Source organism: Streptomyces sp. NPDC001732, from assembly GCF_053596315.1.
Map to the genome: position 1 here is coordinate 190,134 of NZ_JBSFFY010000005.1, position 26,279 is coordinate 216,412.

25 protein-coding genes are annotated in these 26,279 nt (G+C 71.0%); 16 read left to right on the top strand and 9 right to left on the bottom strand.

What is annotated here, in order from left to right:
- Together ACWCXX_RS08640 and ACWCXX_RS08645 are read right to left on the bottom strand one after the other, a co-directional pair.
- Window positions 1-255: a MoaD/ThiS family protein gene (locus ACWCXX_RS08640; RefSeq protein ID WP_451125585.1), complete on the bottom strand. Its 255-nt coding sequence runs from the start codon at window positions 253-255 to the stop codon at window positions 1-3.
- A 41-nt stretch (window positions 256-296) separates the two neighbouring features.
- Entirely contained in the window at window positions 297-1,202 is a 906-nt protein-coding gene (locus ACWCXX_RS08645) for an alpha/beta hydrolase family protein (protein WP_451125586.1), read from the bottom strand.
- Between the two features lie 314 nt (window positions 1,203-1,516).
- Between ACWCXX_RS08645 and ACWCXX_RS08650 the strand changes: the two genes are divergently transcribed.
- The 6 genes from ACWCXX_RS08650 to ACWCXX_RS08675 all read left to right on the top strand — a co-directional run bounded on the left by ACWCXX_RS08650 (window position 1,517) and on the right by ACWCXX_RS08675 (window position 8,069).
- On the top strand, window positions 1,517-2,269 hold the full coding sequence (locus ACWCXX_RS08650; RefSeq protein ID WP_451125587.1) for a response regulator transcription factor: 753 nt from the start codon (window positions 1,517-1,519) through the stop codon (window positions 2,267-2,269).
- 92 nt (window positions 2,270-2,361) lie between these two features.
- Window positions 2,362-3,405, top strand: coding sequence for a LacI family DNA-binding transcriptional regulator (locus ACWCXX_RS08655; protein ID WP_451125588.1), 1,044 nt, complete (start codon window positions 2,362-2,364; stop codon window positions 3,403-3,405).
- A gap of 121 nt (window positions 3,406-3,526) precedes the next feature.
- Window positions 3,527-4,645, top strand: coding sequence for a S1C family serine protease (locus ACWCXX_RS08660; protein WP_451125589.1), 1,119 nt, complete (start codon window positions 3,527-3,529; stop codon window positions 4,643-4,645).
- 177 nt (window positions 4,646-4,822) lie between these two features.
- The gene (locus tag ACWCXX_RS08665; RefSeq protein WP_451125590.1) at window positions 4,823-5,554 is read left to right on the top strand and encodes a response regulator transcription factor; all 732 of its coding nucleotides are present in this window, start codon (window positions 4,823-4,825) and stop codon (window positions 5,552-5,554) included.
- Window positions 5,551-6,969 carry a sensor histidine kinase gene (locus tag ACWCXX_RS08670; RefSeq protein WP_451125591.1) on the top strand — a complete coding sequence of 473 codons (1,419 nt, stop codon included), beginning with the start codon at window positions 5,551-5,553 and terminating at the stop codon, window positions 6,967-6,969. The genes ACWCXX_RS08665 and ACWCXX_RS08670 overlap by 4 nt, the downstream gene beginning before the upstream one ends.
- Before the next feature lie 251 nt (window positions 6,970-7,220).
- Window positions 7,221-8,069, top strand: coding sequence for a DUF1963 domain-containing protein (locus ACWCXX_RS08675; RefSeq protein ID WP_451125648.1), 849 nt, complete (start codon window positions 7,221-7,223; stop codon window positions 8,067-8,069).
- A gap of 51 nt (window positions 8,070-8,120) precedes the next feature.
- Here ACWCXX_RS08675 and ACWCXX_RS08680 read toward each other — a convergent pair whose 3' ends face one another.
- Both ACWCXX_RS08680 and ACWCXX_RS08685 read right to left on the bottom strand, forming a co-directional pair.
- Window positions 8,121-8,948, bottom strand: coding sequence for a YqjF family protein (locus ACWCXX_RS08680; RefSeq protein ID WP_451125592.1), 828 nt, complete (start codon window positions 8,946-8,948; stop codon window positions 8,121-8,123).
- A 209-nt stretch (window positions 8,949-9,157) separates the two neighbouring features.
- Window positions 9,158-10,051: a phosphatidylinositol-specific phospholipase C gene (locus tag ACWCXX_RS08685; RefSeq protein WP_451125593.1), complete on the bottom strand. Its 894-nt coding sequence runs from the start codon at window positions 10,049-10,051 to the stop codon at window positions 9,158-9,160.
- 156 nt (window positions 10,052-10,207) lie between these two features.
- On the opposite strand from ACWCXX_RS08685, the gene ACWCXX_RS08690 reads away from it, so the two are divergent.
- Window positions 10,208-10,342, top strand: a complete 135-nt coding sequence (locus ACWCXX_RS08690) for a hypothetical protein (RefSeq protein WP_451125594.1) — start codon at window positions 10,208-10,210, stop codon at window positions 10,340-10,342.
- 233 nt (window positions 10,343-10,575) lie between these two features.
- Here the strand turns inward: ACWCXX_RS08690 and ACWCXX_RS08695 are convergent, their stop codons facing one another.
- A complete protein-coding gene (locus tag ACWCXX_RS08695) occupies window positions 10,576-12,381 on the bottom strand; it encodes a bifunctional metallophosphatase/5'-nucleotidase (protein ID WP_451125595.1) in 1,806 nt (601 codons plus the stop codon).
- Between the two features lie 420 nt (window positions 12,382-12,801).
- Between ACWCXX_RS08695 and mshD the strand changes: the two genes are divergently transcribed.
- The 8 genes from mshD to pstB all read left to right on the top strand — a co-directional run bounded on the left by mshD (window position 12,802) and on the right by pstB (window position 22,307).
- Window positions 12,802-13,725 (top strand): mycothiol synthase, encoded by a 924-nt coding sequence (gene mshD, locus ACWCXX_RS08700; RefSeq protein WP_451125596.1) that lies wholly within the window; start codon window positions 12,802-12,804, stop codon window positions 13,723-13,725.
- 382 nt (window positions 13,726-14,107) lie between these two features.
- The gene (locus ACWCXX_RS08705; RefSeq protein ID WP_451125597.1) at window positions 14,108-16,363 is read left to right on the top strand and encodes an RNA degradosome polyphosphate kinase; all 2,256 of its coding nucleotides are present in this window, start codon (window positions 14,108-14,110) and stop codon (window positions 16,361-16,363) included.
- Window positions 16,350-17,342, top strand: coding sequence for a CHAD domain-containing protein (locus ACWCXX_RS08710; protein WP_451125598.1), 993 nt, complete (start codon window positions 16,350-16,352; stop codon window positions 17,340-17,342). Before ACWCXX_RS08705 ends, ACWCXX_RS08710 begins: the two co-directional genes overlap by 14 nt.
- Window positions 17,339-17,833 carry an NUDIX hydrolase gene (locus ACWCXX_RS08715; protein ID WP_451125599.1) on the top strand — a complete coding sequence of 165 codons (495 nt, stop codon included), beginning with the start codon at window positions 17,339-17,341 and terminating at the stop codon, window positions 17,831-17,833. Before ACWCXX_RS08710 ends, ACWCXX_RS08715 begins: the two co-directional genes overlap by 4 nt.
- Before the next feature lie 305 nt (window positions 17,834-18,138).
- Complete coding sequence (gene pstS / locus ACWCXX_RS08720; RefSeq protein WP_451125600.1) at window positions 18,139-19,272, top strand: phosphate ABC transporter substrate-binding protein PstS; 1,134 nt, start codon at window positions 18,139-18,141, stop codon at window positions 19,270-19,272.
- Between the two features lie 153 nt (window positions 19,273-19,425).
- Window positions 19,426-20,421 (top strand): phosphate ABC transporter permease subunit PstC, encoded by a 996-nt coding sequence (gene pstC, locus ACWCXX_RS08725; RefSeq protein ID WP_451125601.1) that lies wholly within the window; start codon window positions 19,426-19,428, stop codon window positions 20,419-20,421.
- Window positions 20,418-21,503 (top strand): phosphate ABC transporter permease PstA, encoded by a 1,086-nt coding sequence (pstA, locus tag ACWCXX_RS08730; protein WP_451125602.1) that lies wholly within the window; start codon window positions 20,418-20,420, stop codon window positions 21,501-21,503. Before pstC ends, pstA begins: the two co-directional genes overlap by 4 nt.
- Window positions 21,504-21,530: 27 nt before the next feature.
- Window positions 21,531-22,307: a phosphate ABC transporter ATP-binding protein PstB gene (gene pstB, locus ACWCXX_RS08735; RefSeq protein ID WP_451125603.1), complete on the top strand. Its 777-nt coding sequence runs from the start codon at window positions 21,531-21,533 to the stop codon at window positions 22,305-22,307.
- Window positions 22,308-22,596: 289 nt separating this feature from the next.
- Here pstB and ACWCXX_RS08740 read toward each other — a convergent pair whose 3' ends face one another.
- Together ACWCXX_RS08740 and ACWCXX_RS08745 are read right to left on the bottom strand one after the other, a co-directional pair.
- Window positions 22,597-23,595: an anion permease gene (locus tag ACWCXX_RS08740; RefSeq protein WP_451125604.1), complete on the bottom strand. Its 999-nt coding sequence runs from the start codon at window positions 23,593-23,595 to the stop codon at window positions 22,597-22,599.
- Window positions 23,596-23,600: 5 nt separating this feature from the next.
- Window positions 23,601-24,221 (bottom strand): DUF47 domain-containing protein, encoded by a 621-nt coding sequence (locus ACWCXX_RS08745; RefSeq protein ID WP_148837112.1) that lies wholly within the window; start codon window positions 24,219-24,221, stop codon window positions 23,601-23,603.
- A gap of 200 nt (window positions 24,222-24,421) precedes the next feature.
- On the opposite strand from ACWCXX_RS08745, the gene ACWCXX_RS08750 reads away from it, so the two are divergent.
- Window positions 24,422-24,778, top strand: a complete 357-nt coding sequence (locus ACWCXX_RS08750; RefSeq protein ID WP_451125605.1) for a metal-sensitive transcriptional regulator — start codon at window positions 24,422-24,424, stop codon at window positions 24,776-24,778.
- A 70-nt stretch (window positions 24,779-24,848) separates the two neighbouring features.
- Here ACWCXX_RS08750 and ACWCXX_RS08755 read toward each other — a convergent pair whose 3' ends face one another.
- Both ACWCXX_RS08755 and ACWCXX_RS08760 read right to left on the bottom strand, forming a co-directional pair.
- Window positions 24,849-25,043, bottom strand: coding sequence for a hypothetical protein (locus ACWCXX_RS08755; RefSeq protein ID WP_451125606.1), 195 nt, complete (start codon window positions 25,041-25,043; stop codon window positions 24,849-24,851).
- Between the two features lie 235 nt (window positions 25,044-25,278).
- Window positions 25,279-26,205, bottom strand: coding sequence for a hypothetical protein (locus ACWCXX_RS08760; protein WP_451125649.1), 927 nt, complete (start codon window positions 26,203-26,205; stop codon window positions 25,279-25,281).
- Window positions 26,206-26,279 lie beyond the last annotated feature (74 nt).

Sequence of the window (26,279 nt, forward strand, 5' to 3'; positions counted from 1 at the left end):
TCACCCTCCTGCGAACGGCGGGAGCACCTCGACCGTGCCGCCCTCGGCAAGGCGTACGGTCTCATGGCTTCGGGTCCCGACGGGTTCACCGTCGATCAGGAACGAGCACCTCTGCAGCACTCGGGTGAGCTCTCCGGGGTGCCGTTCGCGCACCGCGTCGAGTGCCTCGGCGAGGGTCGCGGCTGTGTACGGCTCCTCCGCGGCCCCGGCGGCGGCCTTGGCGGCGGCCCAGTAGCGGATCGTTCCCGCAGGCATGGCGGCGTTCCTCTCGTCTCGCGTCGGCTGTCCATCATCGGTCACGGTGCCACCGCCCAGTCGGCGATGCGGGTGAGCAGGCCCTCGTCCGCGGCGTTCTCCGCGTGCCCCATGCCGCGCTCCAGCCACAGCTCCGCGCCGTCGCCCGCCGCGTCGGCCAGCATCCGGGGGTGGTCCAGCGGAAAGTACGGGTCCCGGTCGCCGTGCACGACCAGCAACGGCGTCGGGGCGATCAGCCCGGCCGCCCCGACGGGCGGGAGCGGGACCTGGTCCCACCCGTTGCGGTCGATCCTGGTGCGCAGCCCGTAACGGCCGACCAGCCGCCCCGTGGGCCGGGTCACCACCCAGTGCACGCGGCGCATCGGGGCCGTGCCCCGGTAGTACCAGCGGGCGGGGGCGCTCACGGCCACCACCGCGTCCGCATGCGCCTGCGGGCGCGCCGCGATGCGCCCCTCGTGCTTCTCGGCGCCGCCGGTGCCCGCGTCTCCCCCGCCGTTCCGTGTCCGCCCCCGGTACAGCGCCCCGTGCCGCAGCACCACGGAACCGCCCATCGAGAACCCGACGGTCACCACCCGCCGGTGCCCGAGCGATCGCGCCCACGCCACCGCGGCCGCCAGGTCCAGCACCTCGCGGTCACCCACCGTCGACCGCCCGCCGGACCCGCCGTGCCCCCGGAACGAGAAGGTGACCACGGCCGCGCGCCGGGCGAACACCCCGGCCGCACGCCGCACCGCGGGCCGGTCCACCGAGCCGGTGAAACCGTGCGCGACCACGATCGCAGTACCGTCGAAGAATGTTTTCGCAGCGTTCCCGGCATCCGCCGTGCACGGTTCGTACACCGCCTCGATACGCACTCCGTCATCGGTCCGCAATGCGGTGCGCAACGGAGTACGCGTGATCAAGGGAACAGCGGAACTCCGAAACCGTCCCTCGGACACAGAACTCATGTGGGCTATTCTGCTGGGAAGAGGATCCGGGCAAAGCAGCCCCCGGGTCCTTTAGTGCTTTCCAGGCGTTGTTACGGCGACGTTTCCACAAGCTCAGCGGTCCCGGGGCGCGGGGCCGCGCCGGCAGGAACCGTGCGGCGGCCGTCGCACGGCAGGCAGGGCGAAAGCCAGTACCGAAACGTACGAAGAAGTGCCGCATACTCCCCCGGGCCCCGCCCGGGAGTGCCCCTCTCGCAGGGAACGAGGAGGATCGACGTAATGGGCGAGCGAAACGTGCACGATCATCGACCGACGACCCGGGCAGGTGGGCGGCGATGAGTTCACTGCTGCTCCTGACGAATGCCCTCCAGCCGTCGACGGAGGTGCTTCCCGCCCTCGGCCTCCTGCTGCACAGCGTGCGGGTGGCCCCGGCCGAGGGCCCCGCCCTGGTGGACACCCCGGCCGCCGACGTCGTCCTGATCGACGGGCGGCGCGATCTGCCGCAGGTGCGGTCGCTGTGCCGGCTGCTGCGGTCCACGGGGCCGGGCTGTCCGCTGGTCCTCGTCGTGACGGAGGGCGGTCTCGCGGCCGTCACCGCCGACTGGGGCATCGACGACGTGCTGCTGGACACCGCGGGACCGGCCGAGGTCGAGGCCCGGCTGCGGCTGGCCACCGGCCGGCAGCAGCTGGGCGCCGACGACTCCCCGATGGAGATCCGCAGCGGCGACCTCTCGGTCGACGAGGCGACGTACAGCGCGAAGCTGAAGGGCCGGGTCCTGGACCTGACCTTCAAGGAATTCGAACTGCTCAAATATCTGGCGCAGCACCCCGGCCGGGTCTTCACCCGCGCCCAGCTGCTCCAGGAGGTCTGGGGCTACGACTATTTCGGCGGCACCCGTACGGTCGACGTGCACGTACGGCGGCTGCGCGCCAAGCTCGGCCCCGAGCACGAGTCGCTGATCGGCACGGTCCGCAACGTCGGCTACCGCTTCGTCGCACCGGAGAAGGTGGAACGCGCCGCCGAGGAGGCCCGCGCGGCGGAGAAGGCCGGGGCACGGGCCGCGGCGGGGGCGCCACCTGCCCCGTAACCCGTTCGGAGCAGCCGCGGGCGGCCGGGGGCGCGGAGAAAGCCCCCGTCCGGCCTGCCAAGTGACGGGTCCATCCGCGTAGACTGCCGCGCGTGGCCAAGGTGACGCGGGACGATGTGGCGAGACTGGCGGGTACGTCGACAGCGGTCGTCAGCTACGTCATCAACAACGGACCCAGGCCGGTCGCCCCGGCCACGCGCGAGCGGGTACTCGCCGCGATCAAGGAGCTGGGTTACCGGCCCGACCGGGTCGCCCAGGCGATGGCGTCGCGGCGGACCGATCTCATAGGGATGATCGTGCCGGACGCCCGGCAGCCGTTCTTCGCGGAAATGGCCCACGCGGTCGAGCAGGCCGCCGCCGAGCGCGGAAAGATGGTGCTGGTCGGCAACTCCGACTACCGCGACGAGCGCGAGGTCCACTATCTGCGGGCCTTCCTCGGCATGCGGGTCTCCGGGCTGATCCTGGTCAGTCAGGGCCCCAGCGAGCGGGCGGCGGCCGAGATAGAGGCGTGGGACGCGCGGGTCGTGCTGCTGCACGAGCGGCCGGAGGCGATCGAGGACGTCGCGGTCGTCACGGACGACATCGGCGGCGCCCAGCTCGCCACCCGGCACCTGCTGGAGCACGGCAACGCGTACGTGGCGTGCTTCGGCGGTGTGGAGTCCACCCCGGCGGTCGGCGACCCGGTCGCCGACCACGTCGAGGGCTGGCGCCGGGCGATGCACGAGTCGGGGCGCTCCACCGAGGGCCGGCTCTTCCAGGCCCCGTACAACCGCTACGACGCCTACCAGGTGGCGCTGAAACTGCTCTCCGGACCGGACCGGCCGCCGGCCATCTTCTGCTCGACGGACGACCAGGCCATCGGTGTGCTGCGGGCCGCGCGCGAGCTGCGGATCGACGTGCCGGGCGAGCTCGCGGTGGCGGGCTTCGACGACGTGAAGGAAGCCGGTCTGACCGATCCGCCGCTGACGACGGTCTCCTCGGACCGGCCCGCGATGGCACGGGCGGCGGTGGACCTGGTGCTCGACGACTCGCTGCGGGTGTCGGGCTCGCGGCGCGAACGGCTGAAGCAGTTCCCGTCCGCGCTGGTGGTGCGGCGCTCGTGCGGCTGCGGGGAACCGACCCACCCGCCGAGCTGACCCGTGCCGGGCACGGGTGGCCCGGCGGCTCCCGGACCTTTACATCGGACATACGAGCTTCTGCCGGGCTTCTCAGGACGCGCTCAGGTTTCTCTCATCTTCGCCGGACACGCTCATATGCATGACAGAGAGCCAGCGCCCGAGCGGCGAGTACCCGACGCACCCCTCGTACGGCAGTGGCGACGCGGCCTACCCGCCGCCGCCGTACCGGCCCGCGCAGCCGATCACGACGGGCCCCGGCACCACCGTGTGGCCCGGTCCGGGCAGCGCCGGCGGGCACGGCGGCGGTGACGGGAACGGTGGCCCGGGGCCGTCGCAGCCCACGCCGGGTCCGGCACCGGCCCGGCACCGGGCCCGGCGGCCGGTCGCCCTCCTGACGGCCGTGGCGATCGCGGCGGCGATCGTCGGCGGCGGCACCGCCACCGTCGTCGCACAGCTCACCGACACCGGCACGACCACCACGAGCAGCAGTGGCGTCGTCCCCGGCACCACCGTCTCGCAGAGCGACAAGGGCAGCGTCGCCGGGGTCGCCAAGGCCGTGTCCCCGATGATCGTGGAGATCAACGCGACCTCGGCGGCGGGCGAGTCCACCGGTTCCGGCGTCGTCATCACCTCCGACGGCGAGGTCGTCACCAACAACCACGTCATCTCCGGCGCCTCGTCGATCGAGGTGAGGCTCAGCACCGGCCGTACGTACACCGCGAAGGTCGTCGGCACCGACCCCGACAAGGACCTCGCGCTGATCAGGCTCCAGGGCGCGAGCGGGCTGAAGACGGCGACGCTGGGCGACTCCTCGACGGTGGCGGTCGGCGACCAGGTCGTCGCGATCGGCTCGCCGGAGGGCCTCACCGGCACGGTCACCAGCGGCATCGTCTCCGCCCTCGACCGCGACGTCACGGTCGCCAAGGACGGCGGCGGCCAGGGACAGGGGCGGGGGCAGGGCGGTCAGGACCAGTGGCCGTTCGAGTTCGGCGGTCGGCAGTTCAACGGCGACACCGGCGAGTCCACCACCACGTACAAGGCCATCCAGACCGACGCCTCGCTCAACCCCGGCAACTCCGGCGGTGCGCTGATCAACATGAACGGCGAGATCATCGGCATCAACTCCGCCATGTACGCGGCGGGTTCGGCCGGCGGGTCGAGCGGTTCGAGCGCGGGCAGCGTGGGCCTCGGCTTCGCCATCCCCGTGAACACGCTCAAGGCCGACCTCGACACCCTGCGGTCCGGCAACGGCTCCTGAGGAAAGAACGACCTCTGCGAAAGACGGTCGCGCCTCCACCGGTGGGCACGGACACCGGGCCGCGCGACGACGCACGACGGTGCGCCGCAGCCGTGCGAGGCCGACGCGGGCCGTGCGAGGCTGAGAGCCGGAAGGCACAGTGTCCGTACGGACGGAACGAGAAGAGGACCACGAGCGATGAGCCCCGCCGAAGACGATCCGCAGCGCATCCTGATCGTCGACGACGAGCCCGCCGTGCGCGAGGCCCTGCAGCGCAGCCTCGCGTTCGAGGGCTACGGCACCGAGGTCGCCGTCGACGGCCTCGACGCCCTGGCCAGGGCGGATTCGTACGCCCCCGACCTCATCGTCCTCGACATCCAGATGCCGCGGATGGACGGGCTGACCGCCGCCCGCCGGCTCCGTTCCGCGGGCGTCACCACCCCCGTCCTGATGCTCACCGCCCGCGACACCGTCGGCGACCGGGTCACCGGTCTCGACGCGGGCGCCGACGACTACCTGGTCAAGCCCTTCGAGCTGGACGAGCTCTTCGCCCGCATCCGGGCCCTGCTGCGCCGCAGCTCGTACGCGGCCCCGGCGGCGGGCGGCGCCCTCGACCAGAACGTGCTGACCTTCGCGGACCTGCGGATGGACCTCGCCACCCGCGAGGTCTCCCGGGGCACCCGCAGGGTCGAGCTGACCCGGACCGAGTTCACCCTGCTGGAGATGTTCCTGGCCCACCCGCGCCAGGTGCTGACCCGCGAGCAGATCCTCAAGGCGGTGTGGGGCTTCGACTTCGAACCCAGCTCCAACTCCCTGGACGTGTACGTGATGTACCTGCGCCGCAAGACGGAGGCGGGCGGCGAACCGAGGCTCGTGCACACGGTGCGGGGAGTCGGTTACGCGCTCCGCACCGGCGGCGGTGACGGATGACCGGGGTCCTGCGACGGCTCCGCGCCCGGCCGCTGCGCACCCGGCTCGCCCTGCTGGTCGCGGTCGCGGTGGCGGTCGCGGTGGCGGCGGTCGCGGCGTCGTGCTGGTTCATGGTGAAGATGCAGCTGGAGGACCAGCTGGACGCCTCGCTGCGCGACACCCAGGTCGACAAGCGCTATCTGACCGACCTGTACACGTACTGCCGGGGAACCTCCCAGCTCCCGCCCCGGCCCTACTCCGGCTTCACCGTCCAGCTCGTCGACTCCCAGGGCACGGCCTGCATCGCGCCCGGGGCGGCCCAGCTGCCGGTCACCGGGGCGGACCTCGCCGTGATCGGCCACGAGCGGGCGGACACCCTGCACTGGGCGACCGCGGCCGACGGGGTGCGGATGCGCGTGTACACCACCCCGCTGCGGGTTTCGCAGGGGCTCGGCCTGCCCGACACGGAACTGGCCCTCTCCCTCGCCCGCCCCGTCAGCGAGGTCGACCGGCCCCTGTCCACCCTCGCCTGGGTGCTCCTGGCCGTCTCCGGCATCGGCGTGCTCGGGGCCGGTGCGGCCGGTCTCTGGGTCGCCCGCACCGGCCTGCGCCCGGTGGACGAGCTGACCCGGGCCGTCGAGCACGTCGCCCGCACCGACGACCTGACCGTCCGCATCCCGGTCGAGGGCGAGGACGAGATCGCCCGGCTGTCCCGCTCCTTCAACTCGATGACCGCGTCCCTGGCCAGCTCCCGCGACCGCCAGGCCCAGCTGATCGCGGACGCGGGACACGAGCTGCGCACCCCGCTGACCTCGCTCCGCACCAACATCGAACTCCTCTCCCGCAGCGAGGACACCGGCCGGGCCATCCCGCCGGACGACCGCAGGGCCCTGATGAAGTCGGTCAAGGCGCAGATGACCGAGCTGGCCTCGCTCATCGGCGACCTCCAGGAACTGTCCCGCCCCGACGCGGCGGGACCCGGCCCCCTCCAGGTCGTCGCCCTGCACGACATCGCCGACACCGCCCTGGAACGCGCCCGCCTGCGCGGCCCCGAACTGACGATCAGGGCCGACCTCACCCCCTGGTACGTACGGGCCGAACCGGCCGCGCTGGAGCGGGCGGTGGTCAACGTCCTGGACAACGCGGTGAAGTTCAGCCCGCCCCGCGGCACGATCGAGGTCGTCCTGCGCGACGGCGAACTGACCGTGCGGGACCACGGTCCGGGCATCCCCGCCGACGAGCTCCCCCACGTCTTCGAACGCTTCTGGCGCTCCCCGTCCGCCCGCCAGCTCCCCGGCTCCGGCCTCGGCCTGTCGATCGTCGCCCGCACGGTCCAGCAGGCGGGCGGCGAAATCACCCTGCGCCCGGCGGAGGGAGACGGCACCGAGGCATCGATCCGCCTGCCGGGGGCGCCCCAGCCGCCGCCGGAGCTGTGAGCGGGCGCGGCGCACTGCGATGGTGGAACCCACGGTCCGTGGAAGGAGCGCTGATGTGGACAGGCTCCGTATTCCGATACCCCGAGCCGCTGCGCCCCGCGGTCCGCCGGCTCGCTTCCGATGTGTGAGGCGGAACCGCCGGGCCGGTGATTGTCAGTGGTGCGGCGCAGGATGACGGTATGTCATACACCGATGAGTTCCGGGCCTTCGCCCGTCGGCACGGGGTCTCCGACGACGCCATCACCCGCATCATGTGGATCTTGCAGCCGTCCGTCCATCTGTCCACGCCCGCGCTGTCCGCGGTCGGCCCCGGAGATCACGTGGTGGGTCACGTCGGCGGACTGCCGCAGCTGCCTGCCGATGTCCCGTGGGAAGAAGGCTCCTTCGTGGCCGACCTCGACCTGGCCGCGATACCGAAGCAGCCACTGGACCTCGGGCTCCCCCGCGAGGGGCGCCTGCTGTTCTTCACGGGCTTGGAGTACCAGCATGACGAACACGCACCGGTGATCTACGTCCCGCCGGGAACCGAGACGGCCGAACGCCCCGCACCTGTGGAGGAGATTTTCGGCGAAATGGAGGGGCCTGAGGTCCTCGAACGACGGGCGCTGGTCTGCCGCCCCGGCACAGCCTGGGATGTCCTCGACTGGATGTGGGACAACGGCAACACCGGTCATCCGGATCCAGCAGCCAAGATGCCGGACATCGAGGACGTGCACGAGGAGGAAAGAGAACAGCTTCGGCCGTTCCTGGAGGCGGTCACGGAGTATGCCGAGCGGGTCGGGGCCATCCCGTACGTGAAACGGAGCTGCGGATTGCGAGGGGTGAAGCTGAACCCGAAATACCACAGCAACTACTTCGCCGAGGAGTTCCTGACGAAGTGCGAGGAAGCCGTGGTCATATGCAGGTCCGAGCCGGAAAGGTTCGACGACCTGTACGACAAGGCCTTGAAGGAGGGGCACGAAGGAGCGTGGCTGAACCTGCTGGAGTTCGGCGAGGACAACCTCTTCGACCAGGGCGACGGAGAGGTGGGCTGGGCCATCCACCGCGACGACCTTCTGGCGCACCGTTTCGACCGCGTCCGGCAGACCTACTTCAGCTGATCCCGGGCTCCTGCCACCGGGCGGTGCCGACGGCAGGGATTCGCCCGGTGGTCACAAAGCCTTGACCGGCCGGCCTTCCCGCGCGATGGCAGACAGGTCGGCCGCCGGACTCACGGAGTGGGGATCCCCCGGCCTTCTGGGCGGGCGTCCGAAGCGGACGGGTACCCCGGGGGAGTAGAGCACACTCAGGGGTTCCTCGGCCGGCGCGGGCAGGCCCGCCGAGACCACAAGGTCTTCATCCCAATGGAGAAGCTCGGCGCGGTGCAGGGGCCAACGGGGGTGAGTGTTCGGGAGGTACAGCGAGTGCCCGAAGAACAAGCTGTGCATTCCCCAGCGGGCCGTCAGGAAGTGTTCGAGCTCGGAAGGCTCCTCGACCGGGCCGCCGACCCGTACGGCCAGGCTGCTGTGCGCGCCCCGGGGGCCGGGCCAGCGCCGGCTACTGGTGTACGTGATGGTGCTGCCCTGTCGGCGGACTTCCATCCTCGACCAGACATAGGGCAGACGGAAGGCCGCCCGGCCGACGGCTACGGGAAGCAGCCGGGAGGCGTCGAGCGAGCGGAAGACCACCCCGCGTCGTCCGTGGGCATCCACGGAATACAAGCGGACGTTGGTCTCCGGGAAGGAGCCGAGGTAGGGAATACCGGGCAGGCCGAACCATCCCACGCGGTGCATCCGGAAGGCGACGAGTCCGATGTACGTGACGCCGTCCAGTGTGTCCGGCCGCGTGCCAGCGGGCAGCAGCCGAGCCACGACGTCAGGATCGGCAGCCCAGTGGAGGAAGGCCAGATCCAGCCAGGACTGGGTGAGCAAGGGCCGGCCGGCCGTGCGAGGCGGGTCTGCCGTTATGGGATCGGGGAACGCGTCCAGAGACAACGACATCGCGTCAGTCTGCCAGTGCGCGCCGAGGCAGAACCCGCCCGGGTCTTGCCCGCACACCGAGCGTCGAAGCGAAACCGGCCATCCGCCGCCTTTTCCGTACTTGCCGGACAGCGTGACTCCTTCTCCTTCCAGGCAGGCCCGTTCAGTGGCGGGAGGGGCACCAGCTCCAACACTTCGCGTAAGGGGAGGCGGGCGACCGGCGAGCCCGTTCAGATCCCCGGGTTGTGCCGGATCAGCGACTCGACCAGGCCCGACCTGGTGGCCGGGAAGTCCATCGGGACGATCCCCAGCCCGGTCCAGCCCGCCGCCTCCGAGCCGTCCAGGAAGGAATGCACCTGCGGGTTGAGCCGGTCCGCGTTCCAGCGCGGCGGGAGCAGGGCGGCCGTGCTGACGTAGTTCATGTACAGCTTCCCCGGCTGCCGGGCCGCCTTGCGGAACTGGGCCTCGACCTTCGGGTACTTGGCGAACGGCTCCGCCATGTAGTCGTCCTGGATGTCGAAGAGCGCCGGGTCGGCGTAACGGACCCCGGGCAGACCGGCGTTGTCGGCGAGCAGTACGACCTTGCCGCGGGCCCCGCCCAGCGAGGGCAGCGCGGAGTCGATGCGGAAGAGCGGACGCCAGCCCCGGTTGTCGAGGTAGTCGTCGAAGACCGCCCGGAACGCCGCGTCGCTCTCCTCCGAGTACTCCTGCTTGACCCGCATCAGCACGGTCTCGGTGGGATGCGCGGCCAGGAAGTCCCAGCAGGCGCCCAGCACGTCGCCGAACATCAGGTTCTGGTACGAGGCCCCGTGGTGGATCGCGAACGAGCCGCCGGTGAGGCGGCACCGTACGTCGAGGAAGCGGATGCCGCTGCTCAACTGCTCGGCGATCGTGGTGTTCTGGCACTCCGTCCAGGGTCCGCCGTAGCGGGCGCCGGAGTCGTGCGAGCCGGGGATCGTGAGCGCCCGCAGCTCGGTGGCGTCGGGGACGGCCGCCATCCAGTCCCGGGTGGTGAGGACCCGGCGGCCGTCGGCGCTCGCGGAGCCCGTACCGACGAGCACGGTGGCGGTGGCGGCGAGAGCACCGGCCAGGAAGTTCCGACGCGTGGCGGTGTACGGGCTCATGCGGGGGTGCCTCCGTCTGCCGTGGGGGTCAGCCGTCAGATTATGACGGGTGCACGTCACGACGGGAACAGGGCGGGCGGCAGGGTCGTCGGTCCGCCGCGGGCGGGACCCCGGCTGTCGGCAGGGTGCGTCCGAGCCACCGGAGAGGAGTGACCGATGGGCCTGTTCGACAAGCTGACCGGCACGAGGCGTCCCGCCGACGGCGTGGTCCCGCTGCCCGCCCACGAGGTCCGGGCGGCACTGCTCGCGGCGGGCTGGACCTGGCGCGGGGTGACCTTCGGGAAGCTCTGACGGGGTGGGAGGCTCCGACCGCGCGAGGAACGGGGGCGGGCGGCTCTGCCAGTGCGGGAAACGGGGCGCCCGTACCGCCACCGGGCCGCCCGTAGCGCACCTGGGGCGTCCCGTACCACCGCCGGGGCCCGGTTCACGCCGCCGGAACGCTCCCCCGTAACGCAGAAGGGCGATGGGCCCGCCGGCCCACCGCCCTTCCTCACCCGCGTACGGGAGTCACTGCGTCACCGCGGTCACTTGATGACCGTGATCCGGTCCGCCGCCGGCGGGGCCAGCGGGGCCTCGGGCGTGGAGTGGGCCGCCAGGTAGGCGTTGAACATGTCCAGGTCGGAGGCGCCCACCAGCTTGTTCGTGCCCTCGCCGAGCGCCGCGAAGCCGTCGCCGCCGCCCGCCAGGAACTCGTTCATCGCGACGCGGTACGTCTTCGCCGGGTCGATCGCCTCACCGTTGAGCTTGATGGTGCCGGTGACCACTCGGGCCGCGCCCGTCTTCGTCATGTCCAGGGTGTACGTGAGGCCCTTGGACACCTGGAGGATCTTCGGGCTGGCCTCGTTGGAGCCGCTGACCTGCTGCTGGAGCGCGGTGACCAGCTGGGCGCCGGTCAGGTCGACGACGTTCATCATGTTGGTGAAGGGCTGCACGGTGAAGGACTCCCCGTACGTCACCACCCCGTCGCCCTCGGCGCCGCTCGCCTTGTGCACCAGGTCCGCGCGGATGCCGCCCGGGTTCATGAGGGCGACGACCGCCCCGCCCTTGTCCGCCGGGGCCATGCCCTCCAGCTGGGCGTCCGCGATCAGGTCGCCGAGCGGCTTCTCCAGGGCCGTGGAGCCGCGGCCGTTGATGTCGGCGCCGATGTAGCCCTGCGGCTTGTTCGCGATGGGCGCCGCAAGGGCGTTCCAGCGGGCGATCAGGGCCGTCATGTCGTTGGCCCTGGGCTGGTCCCGGCTGACGATGTGGTTCGCCGACTCCACCGACGTACGGACGATGTCCTTGGTGCGGCGGTCGTAGGTGAGCGTCGTGTCGGTGTAGAGCTTGCCGAACGACGACGCCGAGGTGACCATGCGCGGGTTGCCCGCCGGGTCCGGGATCGTGCACACGTACGCCTGGTGGGTGTGGCCCGTGACCAGCGCGTCGACCTTGGGCGTGATGCCCTTGGCGATCTCCGTGATCGGCCCGGAGATGCCGTCACCGGGGCCGGAGCTGTCGCAGTCGTAGTTGTACGAGGCGGAGGCCGGGGCCCCGCCCTCGTGGATCAGCGCGACGATGGACTTGACGCCCTGCCGGTTCAGTTCCCTGGCGTACTTGTTGATCGTCTTGATCTCGTCGTGGAACTTCAGGCCCTTGACGCCGTTGGCCGTGACGATGTTCGGCGTGCCCTCCAGGGTCACCCCGATGAAGCCGATCCTGACGCCGTTCTTCTTCCACACCGTGTACGGCTTGAGGATCGGCTTGCCGGTCTTCTCGTCCGTCACGTTGGCGGCGAGGTAGGGGAAGTCCGCGCCCTCGAACTTCTTGTCCTTCTCGTAGCAGCCCTCGTCCGGGTGGCAGCCGCCGTTCTGGAGGCGGGCCAGCTCGGTGGCGCCCTCGTCGAACTCGTGGTTGCCCACGGTCGTCACATCGAGGTCGATCTTGTTGAGCGCCTCGATGGTCGGCTCGTCGTGGAAGAGACCGGACAGCAGCGGGCTGGCGCCCACCATGTCACCACCGGCCGCGGTGATCGAGTACGGGTGCCCCTGACGCGCGGCACGCAGCGAGGACGCGAGGTACTCGATGCCGCCGGCCGGAATCGCCTTGGTCGTGCCGTCGGGCTGCGTCTCGGTGACCGTGCCCGCCGAGCCGGCCGGCGGCTCCAGGTTTCCGTGCAGGTCGTTGAAGGACAGCAGCTGTACGTCGACGGTACGGCCCTGCCCGTGGTGCTCCTGACCCTGACGGTCCTGGGCTCCGGCAGGCATCGCGGCGACGAGCGCGCCGACTGTGGCGAGTCCGGCCGCGGTGGCGAGCACCCGCCGGGACGCGCGGTTCTTGTGCGGTGTCGACATCGGTCCCCTTGTAGTTCAGCGGGAGGTTTGGCGGTGGTGACAAGTCTGGAGACTTCGTGCCGCAGCCTAGGGTCAACGCGCGTAGCGCAACAGATGTTCGGGGTTACGAACTGGTTGCCATGCGGTCGACATCAGGACCAAACAGAACACATCACCCGTACGGGGCACCCGACATGCGGGCATACGGGGCGAAGGCGTACGCCGTACGCCCTGTCCGCCGCCCTGTCCATCGCCCGCGCCCCCTTCCGCCGCGCCTCCTTCCCCTCCTGTGCACCTTCCCTCTGTGCCCCTTCCGCCGCGCTTTCCTCCCCCGCGCTCCTTCCGCCCGCGCCTCCTTCCACCCGTTTCCCTTCCGTCCGCCACCCGTCCGCACCCGGCTGTCCCTCCCCGTCGCCACCCCGTCCCCGTAGGCTCGTAGACATGACGACTGACGTACCTCTCCCCGCTCCCGGACGTGAGATCCGGACGCTCGAAGAGCTCTCCCCCGAACAGGCCGAAGCCGTGTCGGACCTGCTCGCGGAGGCGGCCCGGTCCGACGGCAGGCAGGCCGTGTCCGAGCAGGGGCGGCTGCAGTTGCGGGGCGGACGGCGGGAGGGCGTGCGACACCTGCTGCTCATCAGCGGAGCCACCCTGGTCGGATACGCGCAGCTGGAGGACACCGACCCCGTCGAGGCCCCGGCCGCCGAGCTGGTCGTGCACCCGGCGTACCGCGGGCAGGGCCACGGGCGGGCGCTGGGTGCGGCGCTGCTCGCCGCCACCGGGAAGCGGCTGCGGGTGTGGGCGCACGGCGGGAAGTCCGCGGCGCGGCACCTCGCCCAGGTCCTCGGCCTCTCGCTCTTCCGCGAACTGCGGCAGCTGCGGCGCCCGTTGGTGCCGCTGGACATCGCGGAGCCGGTGCTGCCGCCCGGCGTCACCGTCCGCACCTTCGTGCCCGGCGAGGACGACGCCGCCTGGCTCGCGGTGAACCGTGCCGCCTTCGCCCACCACCCGGAGCAGGGTTCGCTGACCCAGCGCGACCTGGACGACCGCAAGGCGGAGCCCTGGTTCGACCCGAAGGGCTTCTTCCTGGCCGAGCGCGACGGCGAGCTGATCGGCTTCCACTGGACGAAGGTGCACGCCGAGGAGCAGCTCGGCGAGGTGTACGTCGTCGGCATCCGGCCCGACGCCCAGGGCGGCGGGCTCGGCAAGGCGCTCACCGCGATCGGGCTGCACCACCTGGCGGCCGAGGGGCTCCCGACCGCGATGCTCTACGTGGACGCGGACAACAAGGCGGCCCTGGCCGTCTACGAGCGGATGGGCTTCGCCACGCACGAGGTGGACCTGATGTACCGCACGGAGTCCTGAGCCGGGCACGGGGACGGATCGAGCACGGGGAGGAGGGCGGATACCGGCACGGGTACGGATGCGGGGCCCGCCCCGTACCGGCCCGCGCACCCCGCCCCGTACCGGCCCGTACGCCCCATTCGCGCACGGCTCGCGCACAGCCCACGCACGGCACACCGCTTCCTGCACGTCATGTCGCCGTTACCGGCCATTCAGAAGCGCTTGCGACCCTTTCAAAATGCAGCCAGCTGTGCCGACCCCCCACAACGGGAGAGATCCCGGCGGCGACCGCGTGAACCGGACGGGCCGTACGAGCCGTGCGGGCGCCGCGAACCGTGCGTTCCCCGCGATCTCCACGCCTTCCGGCGCGCCCTTCGGGCCATCCGCGCGGAACAATGGGGCCATGAGCCAGCAGCCCAGCTCCGAGGTCCCGGTCCAGCCCGCCGTGCAGCCGTCGGTCGGCTCACTCGCCGCGCACCGGCCGCATGCCCTCGCCACCGCGTCGTCCAACGGCGCCGTGCTGTCCACCGCGGCCGACCTGGACCCCGACCTCGACAACGACGCCGACGCGTACGAACCCGACGTGGACGGCGACGAGCTGCCCCAGGGCCGTTTCCTGGACCGGGAACGCAGTTGGCTCGCGTTCAACGAACGGGTGCTCGAACTGGCCGAGGACCCGGCGACCCCCCTCCTCGAACGGGCTAATTTCCTCGCCATCTTCGCCTCGAACCTGGACGAGTTCTTCATGGTCCGGGTCGCCGGGCTGAAGCGCCGCATCGCCACCGGGGTCGCCACCCGTTCCGCCTCCGGACTCCAGCCCCGCGAGGTCCTCGACCTGATCTGGACCCGCTCGCGCGAACTCATGGCCCGGCACGCCGCCTGCTACCAGCAGGACATCGCCCCCGCCCTGTCCGACGAGGGAATCCAGCTGATCCGCTGGCCCGAGCTGACCGAGAAGGAGCAGGCCCGCCTGTTCACCTTCTTCCGGCAGCGCGTCTTCCCCGTGCTGACCCCCCTCGCCGTCGACCCGGCGCACCCCTTCCCGTACATCTCCGGGCTCTCGCTCAACCTCGCCGTCGTCGTGCGCAACCCGGTCAGCGGCCACCGCCACTTCGCCCGGGTCAAGGTGCCGCCGCTGCTGACCCGCTTCCTGGAGGCGTCGCCCCAGCGGTACGTGCCCATAGAGGACGTCATCGCCGCCCACCTCGAAGAGCTCTTCCCGGGCATGGAGGTCCTCGCCCACCACATGTTCCGGGTCACCCGGAACGAGGACCTGGAGGTCGAGGAGGACGACGCCGAGAACCTCCTCAAGGCCCTGGAGAAGGAGCTCATGCGGCGCCGCTTCGGCCCGCCGGTCCGCCTGGAGGTCGAGGAGTCCATCGACCCGTACGTGCTCGACCTGCTGGTCCGCGAGCTGAAGGTGTCCGACGCCGAGGTCTACCCGCTGCCCGGCCCGCTCGACCTCACCGGACTGTTCGGCATAGCCTCCCTGGACCGGCCCGAGCTGAAGTACCCCAAGTTCGTCGCCGGCACCCACCGCGACCTCGCCGAGGTCGAATCCGCCTCCGCGCCCGACATCTTCGCCGCGCTGCGCGAACGCGACGTGCTGCTGCACCACCCCTACGACTCGTTCTCCACCTCCGTCCAGGCGTTCCTGGAACAGGCCGCGAGCGATCCCGACGTCCTGGCCATCAAGCAGACGCTGTACCGGACCTCGGGCGACTCACCGATCGTGGACGCCCTGATAGACGCCGCCGAATCCGGCAAGCAGGTCCTCGTCCTCGTCGAGATCAAGGCCCGCTTCGACGAGCAGGCCAACATCAAGTGGGCCCGCAAGCTGGAGGAGTCCGGCTGCCACGTCGTCTACGGCCTCGTCGGGCTCAAGACCCACTGCAAGCTCTCGCTCGTCGTCCGGCAGGAGGGCGACACCCTGCGCCGCTACTCCCACGTCGGCACCGGCAACTACCACCCCAAGACGGCCAGGCTGTACGAGGACCTCGGCCTGCTGACCGCGGACCCGCAGGTCGGCGCGGACCTCTCCGACCTCTTCAACCGGCTCTCCGGCTACTCCCGCCGCGAGACCTACCGCCGTCTCCTGGTCGCGCCGAAGTCCCTGCGCGACGGGCTGATCGCCCGGATCAACAAGGAGATCGCGCACCAGCGGGCCGGACGGAACGCCTACGTCCGCATCAAGGCCAACTCGATGGTCGACGAGGCGATCATCGACGCCTGCTACCGGGCCGCGATGGCGGGCGTACCGGTGGACATCTGGGTGCGCGGCATCTGCGCGATCCGCCCCGGCGTCACCGGCCTCTCCGAGAACATCCGGGTCCGCTCGGTCCTGGGCCGCTTCCTCGAACACTCCCGGATCTTCGCCTTCGGCAACGGTGGCGAACCCGAAGTGTGGTTCGGCAGCGCCGACATGATGCACCGCAACCTCGACCGCCGGATCGAAGCACTGGTCCGGGTCACCGACCCCGCCCATCGAGCCGCGCTCAGCCGTCTCCTGGAGACCGGCATGGCCGACACCACCTCCTCCTGGCACCTGGGTCCCGACGGGAACTGGACCCGGCGCTCCACGGACGCGGAGGGCCAACCGCTGCGGCACGTACAGGAAATGCTCATTGACGCCCGGAGGCGCCGGCGTGCGACGCCATGACCACCAGACGACGCAGGCGGACCTCACGGCGGGCGCGGTGCTCGCGCCCTACCTTCAGGACCAGGCCGCCGAATTCCTCCGCAGCCTGCGCCTGCACCGCGAGAACAGCGCCCCCACCGACGCCGGGAGCCACGGCGCCGAACAGGCCGCCGTCGCACTGCGCCGCTCGGCCCGCCGGATCAGCGGCACCCTGCACACCTTCCGGGCGGCGCTGGACACCGCCTGGGCCGAGCAGCTGCGCACCGAACTGGCCTGGCTCTCGGGCACCCTGGCCCGGGAACACGCCTACGCGACCCGGCTGAACCGGCTCCTCGAAGCACTGCACACCCTGTCCGGCACCTCGCTGCCCGGCGCCCGCAAGAGCTCCGGGACCCCCGCGGACAAGGAGCGCGCCGCACTCGGCGTCGGCGCCGCCCGCGCCGGGGCACTCCTCGAACGGCAGCTGACCCTCGCCCGGACCCGCGCCCACTCCGCGGCGCTCCAGGCGCTCGGCTCCTCCCGCTTCCACGCGGTGGCCGACGCCGTGGCCCTGCTCGCCTCGGAGGTGCCGCTCGCCGCCTCGGCCGGGGCCCCGGTCGAGGAGATGCTGCACGGGCCCGCCGACCGGGCCGAACAACAACTGCTCGGCGCGGTGGCGGCGCTCCCCTCGGACAAGGCGGCCGAGCCGTACAACGAGGCGCAGGACGCGCCCTGGCACCGGGCCCGACTGCTGCTGCGGCTGCACCGGTACGCCCACGAGGTGGTGCGGGGCGCCCCCGATCCGGTGCTGGCCGCGGCGGGCCGCGCACTCGATCTGCACCGGGACGCGGCGGAGGCCGCCGCCGCGGCGTCGTCGGCGGCCCGCACCCCCCGGATCGCGCCCGCGACCGCGTACGCCCTCGGGGTGCTCCACGCCGACCAGCGGCACGAGGTGGGGGCGGCCCGCCACGTGTTCCGGGAGAGCTGGCCGTACACCTCCGCGGCCGTGGCCGGGCCATGAACGGCCCCGCCCACGACACCGCACCCGGCCGCGCCCCGGGCGCCCGCAAGCACGGGCCGGTGCTCGCCGCGGGGTGCGTGCTGTGGCGGCGCGCGGAGCACTCCGGCAGGCTGGAGATCTGTCTGGTCCACCGGCCCCGTTACGACGACTGGTCGCACCCCAAGGGGAAGCTGAAGCGCGGCGAGCCGGCGCTGGACGCCGCCCGGCGCGAGGTGCTGGAGGAGACCGGCCACCACTGCGTGACCGGTGCCCCGCTGCCCACGGTCCACTACTTCGTCAACGGCCGCCCCAAGGAGGTCGCCTACTGGGCCGCCGAGGCGACCGACGGCGCCTTCGTGCCCGGCGCCGAGGTGGACCGGGTGTGCTGGCTCTCCCCCGCGGCGGCCCGGACCCGCCTCACCCAGGACCGCGACCGCGACGTGCTCGACGCCCTGCTCACCGCCCTGCCGGACGGCCGCCCCGGTCACCCCGGCCATCGGTCCGGCGCCTGAAGGGCACCCGAAGGGCACCCGCGCGCCCTTCGGCCGGTGCGCCCCGACACGTACCCGACACGTACCCGACGCGCCCCGTACCACCCCGCGCCGTCCGTGCGACCGCACAAGCCCGTCCCGGTGTGCCAGAACCGTGTCGTCCGGCACGGTTCACCTTCCGTTCACTCTCCCCCGTAGGCCACTTCACCTGTTCTGCCTAACTTCGGCGGTGCACGGTGCGCGGCGCGAGGCCGGAGCACCCACCCCAACGCACGCCGTCGTAGAACCAAAAAGACCTCGGCGGCTCCTGGAAGGAACACCCGAAAGTGAAGCTTCAGCGCAAGAACCGGCTTCGTGCCACCGCGCTCGGTGCCCTCGCCGTCTCCGGCGCCCTGGTCCTCACGGCGTGCGGTTCGGACGACAACAGCGGCTCCACCGGTGGCAACGGCGGCAAGACGAGCGCCGCGTCGAACATCAAGTGCGACGACGCCAAGGGCCAGCTGCTCGCCTCCGGCTCCAGTGCGCAGAAGAACGCCATGGACCTCTGGGTCAAGAACTACATGGCGGGCTGCTCCGGCGTCGAGGTCAACTACAAGTCCTCGTCCTCCGGCGAAGGCATCATCGCCTTCAACCAGGGCACCGTCGGCTTCGCCGGTTCCGACTCGGCGCTGAAGCCCGAAGAGGTCGCCGACTCGAAGAAGATCTGCAAGGGCGGCCAGGGCATCAACCTCCCGATGGTCGGCGGACCGATCGCCATCGGTTACCACCTGGAGGGCGTCGACAACCTGACGCTGGACGCCCCCACGCTCGCCAAGATCTTCGACGGCAAGATCAAGAAGTGGAACGACCCGGCGATCGCCAAGCTCAACAGCGGCGCCAAGCTCCCGGACAAGGACATCCAGGCCTTCCACCGCTCCGAGGACTCCGGCACCACGCAGAACCTCGGCAAGTACCTCGGCGCCGCCGCCCCGAGCGACTGGAAGTACGAGGCCGAGAAGAAGTGGCCGGCCCCCGGTGGCCAGGCCGCGTCCGGCTCCTCCGGCGTCGCCGCCCAGGTGAAGCAGGTCGACGGCGCGATCGGCTACTTCGAGCTCAGCTACGCCACCTCGCAGTCGATCTCCACCGTCGACATCAACACCGGTGGCGCCGCCCCGGTCAAGGCCACCCCGGAGAACGCCTCCAAGGCCATCGCCGCCGCCAAGATCAAGGGCACCGGCAAGGACCTGGCGCTGGACCTCGACTACACCACCAAGGCCGAGGGCGCCTACCCGATCGTCCTGGTGACCTACGAGGTCGTCTGCGACAAGGGCAACAAGTCCGAGACCCTGCCCACGGTCAAGTCCTTCCTGAACTACACCGCCGGTGACGAGGGCCAGAAGCTCCTCACCGAGGCCGGCTACGCGCCGATCCCGGCCGAGATCAACGCCAAGGTCCGCGAGACCATCGCCTCCCTCTCCTAGTCGAGTACGCCGCCGGGCACACCGCCCGGCGGCCCCCGGGGCAACTCCCGGCGCACCGGTCCGGCGCACCCCTCCGGACCGGCCGCCGCCACCCATCCGGTGCACCGCCGCCAGGGGAGCCGACGCCGCTCCCCCACACAGACCGGAAAGACCATGGCTTCCACCACACCGATAGAAACGCCGCCGGCCTCACCGCCGGCACGCAGGCGCACCGGTCAGAAGACCGGGCGCGCGGGCGACAAGGTCTTCCTGAGCCTCTCGACCGGCTCGGGCGTACTGCTGCTCGTGATCATGGCGTCCATCGCCGTGTTCCTCACCTACCGCGCCTCGCTCGCCATCTCCAAGGACGAGGGCAACTTCTTCACCACCCTCGACTGGAACCCGGCCGGCTCCCCGCCGGTCTTCGGCATCGCGGTCCTCCTCTTCGGCACCGTCGTCAGCTCGGTCATCGCGATGGCCATCGCCGTCCCGGTCGCCGTCGGCATCGCCCTGTTCATCTCGCACTACGCGCCGCGCAAGCTGGCCGCGCCCCTCGCCTACGTCGTCGACCTGCTCGCCGCCGTGCCGAGCATCGTGTACGGCATCTGGGGCGCCCTCTTCCTCGTGCCGTACCTGGAGGGCCTGAACCTCTGGCTCGACCAGGTCTTCGGCTGGACGTACCTCTTCGAGAAGACCGAGGTCGGCGTCGCCCGCTCGCTCTTCACCGTCGGCATCCTGCTCGCGATCATGATCCTGCCGATCGTGACCAGCGTCAGCCGCGAGGTCTTCCTCCAGGTCCCGAGGATGAACGAGGAGGCCGCCCTCGCCCTCGGCGCGACCCGCTGGGAGGTCATCCGCCTCTCGGTGCTGCCCTTCGGCCGCTCCGGCGTGATCTCCGCCTCGATGCTGGGCCTCGGCCGGGCCCTCGGCGAGACGATGGCCGTCGCCACGGTCCTGTCGCCGAGCTTCATCATCTCCGGGCACCTGCTCAACCCGGGCGGCGGGACGTTCGCCCAGAACATCGCCGCGAAGTTCGACGAGGCCGACCAGTTCGGGCGCGACGCACTGATCGCCTCCGGTCTCGTCCTCTTCGTCCTCACCCTGCTGGTCAACGGCGCGGCCCGGCTCATCATCGCCCGCCGCAAGGAGTACTCGGGGGCCAACGCATGAGCCAGGCAGTGAACACCGACGTCCAGGAGCGCCCCGCCCCGACGGCGCCCACCGGCCCGAACAGCCTGAGCAGCCGGGCGCTGCCCCGCTGGGCCCCGGTCGCCTTCGCAGCCGTCGCGATCGCGCTGGGCGTGGGCATCGGCGCGGCGGCCGGCTGGCAGAGCCGCACCCAGTGGGGCCTGTTCTCCGCCCTCCTCTTCGTCGTCATCTCGTACGTCACGACCTCGGTCGTCGAGAACCGGCGCCAGGCGAAGGACCGGCTCGCCACCAGCATCGTCTGGGTGTGCTTCCTGCTCGCCGTCGTACCGCTCGCCTCGCTCCTGTGGACGACGGTCAGCCGCGGCGCGGAGCGCCTGGACGGGTACTTCCTGAGCCACTCCATGGGCGGCGTGCTCGGCTCCGACGCGACCGGCGGCGTCTACCACGCGCTGATCGGGACGCTGGAGCAGGTCGGCATCGCCACCCTGATCTCCGCCCCCCTCGGCATGCTGACCGCCGTCTACCTGGTGGAGTACGGCAAGGGCGCCCTGGCCAGGGCCGTGACCTTCTTCGTCGACGTCATGACGGGCATCCCGTCCATCGTCGCGGGCCTCTTCATCCTCTCGATCATGCTGATGACGAAGACCCAGCCGTCCGGCCTGATGGGTGCGCTGGCGCTCACGATCCTGATGATCCCGGTCGTGGTCCGCTCCACCGAGGAGATGCTCAAGCTCGTCCCGAACGAGCTCCGCGAGGCCTCGCTCGCCCTCGGCGTCCCGAAGTGGCGCACCATCCTGAAGGTGGTCCTCCCGACCGCGATCGGCGGCATCACCACCGGTGTGATGCTCGCGATCGCCCGTATCGCCGGTGAGACCGCGCCGATCATGCTGCTGGTCTTCGGCAGCCAGCTGATCAACACCAACCCGTTCCAGGGCGCACAGTCCTCGCTCCCCTTCTACATCTGGGAGCAGTACAAGGTCGGTACCGAGCAGTCGTACGACCGTGCCTGGGCCGCCGCGCTGGTCCTGATCGCCTTCGTCATGATCCTCAACCTGGTGGCCCGCGGCATCGCCCGCTGGAAGGCCCCGAAGACCGGCCGCTGACGCGGCACGAAAGAAGCAGTGATTCAGATGGCCAAGCGCATCGACGTCAGCGGCCTGTCCGCCTACTACGGCTCCCACCTCGCCATCGAGGACATCTCGATGACCGTGGAGCCCCGCTCCGTGACCGCCTTCATCGGCCCCTCCGGCTGCGGCAAGTCCACCTTCCTGCGCACCCTGAACCGGATGCACGAGGTCACCCCCGGCGGCCGCGTCGAGGGCAAGGTGCTGCTGGACGACGAGAACCTCTACGGGCCGAACGTGGACCCGGTCACCGTGCGCCGCACGGTCGGCATGGTCTTCCAGCGCCCCAACCCGTTCCCGACCATGTCGATCTTCGACAACGTCGCGGCCGGCCTGCGGCTGAACGGTTCGTACAAGAAGAACGAGCTGTCGGACATCGTCGAGAAGTCCCTGCGCGGCGCCAACCTCTGGAACGAGGTCAAGGACCGGCTGAACAAGCCCGGCTCCGGCCTCTCCGGCGGTCAGCAGCAGCGTCTGTGCATCGCCCGCGCGATCGCCGTCGAGCCGGACGTGCTGCTGATGGACGAGCCGTGCTCCGCCCTGGACCCGATCTCCACCCTCGCCATCGAGGACCTGATCGGCGAGCTGAAGGAGCGCTTCACGATCGTCATCGTGACGCACAACATGCAGCAGGCGGCCCGGGTCTCGGACCGCACGGCGTTCTTCAACCTCGCGGCGGTCGGCAAGCCCGGCAAGCTCATCGAGATCGACGAGACGGAGCGCATCTTCTCCAACCCGTCCGTCCAGGCGACCGAGGACTACATCTCGGGCCGCTTCGGATAGTCGGGTCCCCCGGCGACGGAGCCGACGCGGCCCGGGGGCGTGGGCGGTTGCGCCCGGCGGTGGGTTTCCACCGGCGAACCGTCCCACCCCTCCGGCGAACCGGCCCCGTCCCCAGACTGCCTTTGGGTGCTGCATGGCGGTGCCACCCGTAAGGCAAAGGGTCCGCCCCGCTCCCCACGAGGGAGCGGGGCGGACCCGTCTTCGTACCCGTCCGCTCTTCTTCTGCCCGTCTCCGTGCCTGCCCCCGTACCTGTTTCCTCGTACGGGGACCGCGTCCCGGAACGTTCCGTCAGCCGAAGAGCAGCACCACGACGCCGTAGCTCGCGGCGGCGACCAGGGCCGCGGCCGGCATCGTGATGAACCAGCCCAGGATGATGTTCTTCGCGACGCCCCAGCGCACCGCGTTCACCCGCTTCGTGGCGCCCACACCCATGATCGCGGAGGTGATCACATGCGTCGTGGAGATCGGCGCGTGGAACAGGAACGCCGAGCCGAACATGATCGACGCGCCCGTCGTCTCCGCGGCGAAGCCCTGTGGCGGGTCCAGCTCGATGATCTTGCGGCCGAGCGTGCGCATGATGCGCCAGCCGCCCGCGTACGTGCCCAGCGAGAGCATCAGCGCGCAGACCAGCTTCACCCAGACCGGGATCGGGTCGCTCGGGCTCTCCACGTCGGCGATGACCAGGGCCATCACCACGATGCCCATCGTCTTCTGCGCGTCCTGCAGACCGTGGCCGAGCGCCATGCCCGCCGCCGAGACCGTCTGCGCGATCCGGAAACCGCGCTTGGCCTTGTGCGGGTTGGTCTTCCGGAACATCCACATGATCGCGACCATCACCAGGTAGCCGACGACCAGACCGATGACCGGCGAGAGGAACATCGGGATGACGATCTTGTCGAGCACCCCGTCCCAGTGCACCATCGTCCCGCCGGCGAGCGCCGCGCCGACCATGCCGCCGAACAGGGCGTGCGAGGACGAGGACGGCAGCCCGAAGTACCAGGTGACGAGGTTCCAGATGATCGCGCCGACGAGTGCGGCGAAGAGGATTCCCATCCCCTTCTGCCCCTCGGGCGTCGCGATCAGGCCCTCGCTGACGGTCTTGGCGACACCGCTGCCGAGGAACGCTCCGGCGAGGTTCATCACCGCGGCCATCGCCAGGGCCGCGCGCGGGGTGAGCGCGCGCGTGGAGACGGACGTGGCGATGGCGTTCGCCGAGTCGTGGAAGCCGTTCGTATACGTGAAGCCGAGCGCGACCCCGATGGTCACGACCAGCGCAAAGGTGTCCACGTGGTTCAGGACTCCTTGACCGCGATGGTCTCCACCGTGTTGGCGACGTGCTCGAACGCGTCGGCCGCCTCTTCCAGCACGTCCACGATCTGCTTGAGCTTCAGCACCTCGATGGCGTCGTACTTGCCGTTGAAGAGATGGGCGAGCAGTTTGCGGTGGATCTGGTCCGCCTGGTTCTCCAGGCGGTTCACCTCGATCCAGTACTCGGTGAGATTGTCCATCGTCCGCAGCCCCGGCATCGCCTCGGCGGTCAGCTCGGCCGCGCGGGCCAGCACCTCGATCTGCTGGGCGATGCCCTTGGGGAGTTCTTCGACCTGATACAGCACGACCAGGTCGACGGCCTCCTCCATGAAGTCCATGATGTCGTCGAGCGACGATGCGAGGTTGTAAATGTCCTCGCGGTCGAACGGCGTAATGAAAGAGGAGTTCAGCTGGTGGAAGATCGCGTGGGTCGCGTCGTCCCCCGCGTGCTCCGCTGCCCGCATGCGCTCCGCGATCTCGGCCCGGGAGGCAGAGTCCGCCCCGAGCAATTCCATCAGGAGTTTCGAGCCCGTGACGATGTTGTCCGCAGACGCGGAGAACATGTCGTAGAAGCTCGTCTCCCTGGGGGTCAGACGAAAGCGCACGTGGGGTCCTCGGGGTGCTTTGGATTCGGTCAGGCTGATGCTAGGCGCATCATCCGGCCACGGCTAACCGGCGTTCTTCAGTGTCGCGCATCGAACACAGTGATCAACACGGGGCCCCGGTCACGTTTCAGCTGAATTCGTTAAGCTATACCCACCAGGGGTATACGAACGGCAGGGTAAAGAGAAAGCGGGAGGCAGTAATGACCACCACCGAGACCGCCGGGACCACCGCCGCCGCGGAGAACGAATCGGTCGTCACCGACCACGACCACGGCATACACGGCTACCACCACCAGAAGAGCGAGCACCTCAAGCGACTGCGCCGGATCGAGGGCCAGATCCGCGGGCTCCAGCGCATGGTCGACGAGGACGTCTACTGCATCGACATACTGACCCAGGTCTCGGCGTCCACGAAGGCGCTCCAGTCCTTCGCGCTCCAGCTGCTGGAGGAACACCTGCGGCACTGCGTCGCGGACGCGGCGGTCAAGGGCGGCGAGGAGATCGACGCCAAGGTCGAGGAGGCCACGAAGGCGATCGCCCGGCTGCTCCGTACCTGAGATCCGGTCGGGCGGCCACCCGACGAGGCCCTGACGCCCGGCCGCTCCGCATCCCTCGCGGCCCCGTGCCTCACCCCCGGCGATCGCCCTGCCGGGGGACGGTGGCCCGCTCGGCGCTCACGCGCACTTCCAGCACCTCGTCGATGCGGTCCGCGCTGAGCCGCTCCCCGATCGCGGCCGACGCGGCGATCATCAACTCGCCGCAGAGTTCGATCTCGGCGAGGGCCACATGGTCGGACACGGTCGGCGCGCCGAGCGTCGTCACGTCACTCACCTCTCACTGCCGTCGCCGAGTTGCCGGTGCCCGCCCGGCGGGCATCGCCGGTCCCGACACCAGCGTAAGGAGCGGACCACGCGTCGCGCATGACACGGACGGACCATTTCGCACCGCCGGCATGCCCAGGACCGTCCCTCACCCGCGCCCACAGCCGGGGCCGTGACCGGGACCGCACCCGGGGCCGCGTCCGGGGCCGGGACCGCGGGTGCGGCCTCGGGGCCGGTCAGCGCTGCCGGACGAGCCCGGTGTAGATGTCGCGGTCGTCCGGCAGCCGTACGGAGACCGGCACCCCGAACCCGTACAGCAGTGTGGTCGACACCACCTCCACCACGGGCCCCTCGTTGGCGAAGCCGAACCGGTGGCACACCTTGCGCAGCCGCCCCTGGTCGTCGAGGTACGCGTCGAACCGCACGGTGCCCCTGCGGAACCCTTTCGCCGCCGCGCTCAGCGCCCCGCGCGACTCCGGCGCGGCCTCGCGCGCCGCCCGCCCGAGGTCCGCCGTGCCCCGGTAGTGCCGCACGGGGGCCCCGTCGAGCACGGTCCTTCCCACGTACGTCACCCGGCTCGCCCCGCGCAGCAGTTCGGCGGCGGCCATCGGGTCGGTCGCCCCGCCGGTGACGAGGTTGCCGTCCTCCAGGGCCGTGGTGTCGATCCTGACCCACTTGTCCGCGGGCACCCCGGCGCCGCGGTTCATCATGTAGAGGGCGCCGGGGGCCAGCAGTTCGGTGATGGGGCGGTGCTCGTCCTCACCGGCGGCGTCCTCGGGCAGCACGACCGTGAGCCGGCCCGTGCGGTGGCGGAAGTCGTACACGCCCCGGCCCCGGATCGTCACGCGCGTACCGCCCGCCGCGGTCTCCATCGTCGTGCGCACCTCGGCGCTCCCGGCAACGGCCCGCGAACCGGCGACAGCCCCCGAACCGGCGGTGGCCCCGGACATGACCGCCGTCCCGGTCCCGGTCACCGTGCCCGCGAGCACCGCGGCCGCTCGGTGCACCGCGTCGAGGGAGTCGGCCCCGCTCCGCTCGTCGGCCACGGCACGGTCGCCGCCACCGCCGCCCGAGCAGCCGCCGGTCGCCGCCATCACGCCTGCCACGGCAAGGGCACAGACGGCGCGCGCGCCGCCCTTGGCCCTGTGCTGCTGCACCAGCATCGCCTGCCAACCCCCAACGATGTAACGCTTGCCCGAGAGGTCCGTCCGTTCCGGATAACGACGGCCCGTGTCCC

Excerpts from the sequence above, each read along its gene's own strand:
- ACWCXX_RS08640 (WP_451125585.1), bottom strand. The coding sequence starts at position 255 with ATGCCTGCGGGAACGATCCGCTACTGGGCCGCCGCCAAGGCCGCCGCC.
- ACWCXX_RS08645 (WP_451125586.1), bottom strand. The coding sequence starts at position 1,202 with ATGAGTTCTGTGTCCGAGGGACGGTTTCGGAGTTCCGCTGTTCCCTTG.
- ACWCXX_RS08650 (WP_451125587.1), top strand. The coding sequence starts at position 1,517 with ATGAGTTCACTGCTGCTCCTGACGAATGCCCTCCAGCCGTCGACGGAG.
- ACWCXX_RS08660 (WP_451125589.1), top strand. The coding sequence starts at position 3,527 with ATGACAGAGAGCCAGCGCCCGAGCGGCGAGTACCCGACGCACCCCTCG.
- ACWCXX_RS08665 (WP_451125590.1), top strand. The coding sequence starts at position 4,823 with ATGAGCCCCGCCGAAGACGATCCGCAGCGCATCCTGATCGTCGACGAC.
- ACWCXX_RS08670 (WP_451125591.1), top strand. The coding sequence starts at position 5,551 with ATGACCGGGGTCCTGCGACGGCTCCGCGCCCGGCCGCTGCGCACCCGG.
- ACWCXX_RS08675 (WP_451125648.1), top strand. The coding sequence starts at position 7,221 with ATGTGGATCTTGCAGCCGTCCGTCCATCTGTCCACGCCCGCGCTGTCC.
- ACWCXX_RS08680 (WP_451125592.1), bottom strand. The coding sequence starts at position 8,948 with ATGTCGTTGTCTCTGGACGCGTTCCCCGATCCCATAACGGCAGACCCG.
- ACWCXX_RS08685 (WP_451125593.1), bottom strand. The coding sequence starts at position 10,051 with ATGAGCCCGTACACCGCCACGCGTCGGAACTTCCTGGCCGGTGCTCTC.
- ACWCXX_RS08690 (WP_451125594.1), top strand. The coding sequence starts at position 10,208 with ATGGGCCTGTTCGACAAGCTGACCGGCACGAGGCGTCCCGCCGACGGC.
- ACWCXX_RS08695 (WP_451125595.1), bottom strand. The coding sequence starts at position 12,381 with ATGTCGACACCGCACAAGAACCGCGCGTCCCGGCGGGTGCTCGCCACC.
- mshD (WP_451125596.1), top strand. The coding sequence starts at position 12,802 with ATGACGACTGACGTACCTCTCCCCGCTCCCGGACGTGAGATCCGGACG.
- ACWCXX_RS08705 (WP_451125597.1), top strand. The coding sequence starts at position 14,108 with ATGAGCCAGCAGCCCAGCTCCGAGGTCCCGGTCCAGCCCGCCGTGCAG.
- ACWCXX_RS08715 (WP_451125599.1), top strand. The coding sequence starts at position 17,339 with ATGAACGGCCCCGCCCACGACACCGCACCCGGCCGCGCCCCGGGCGCC.
- pstC (WP_451125601.1), top strand. The coding sequence starts at position 19,426 with ATGGCTTCCACCACACCGATAGAAACGCCGCCGGCCTCACCGCCGGCA.
- pstA (WP_451125602.1), top strand. The coding sequence starts at position 20,418 with ATGAGCCAGGCAGTGAACACCGACGTCCAGGAGCGCCCCGCCCCGACG.
- pstB (WP_451125603.1), top strand. The coding sequence starts at position 21,531 with ATGGCCAAGCGCATCGACGTCAGCGGCCTGTCCGCCTACTACGGCTCC.
- ACWCXX_RS08750 (WP_451125605.1), top strand. The coding sequence starts at position 24,422 with ATGACCACCACCGAGACCGCCGGGACCACCGCCGCCGCGGAGAACGAA.
- ACWCXX_RS08760 (WP_451125649.1), bottom strand. The coding sequence starts at position 26,205 with ATGCTGGTGCAGCAGCACAGGGCCAAGGGCGGCGCGCGCGCCGTCTGT.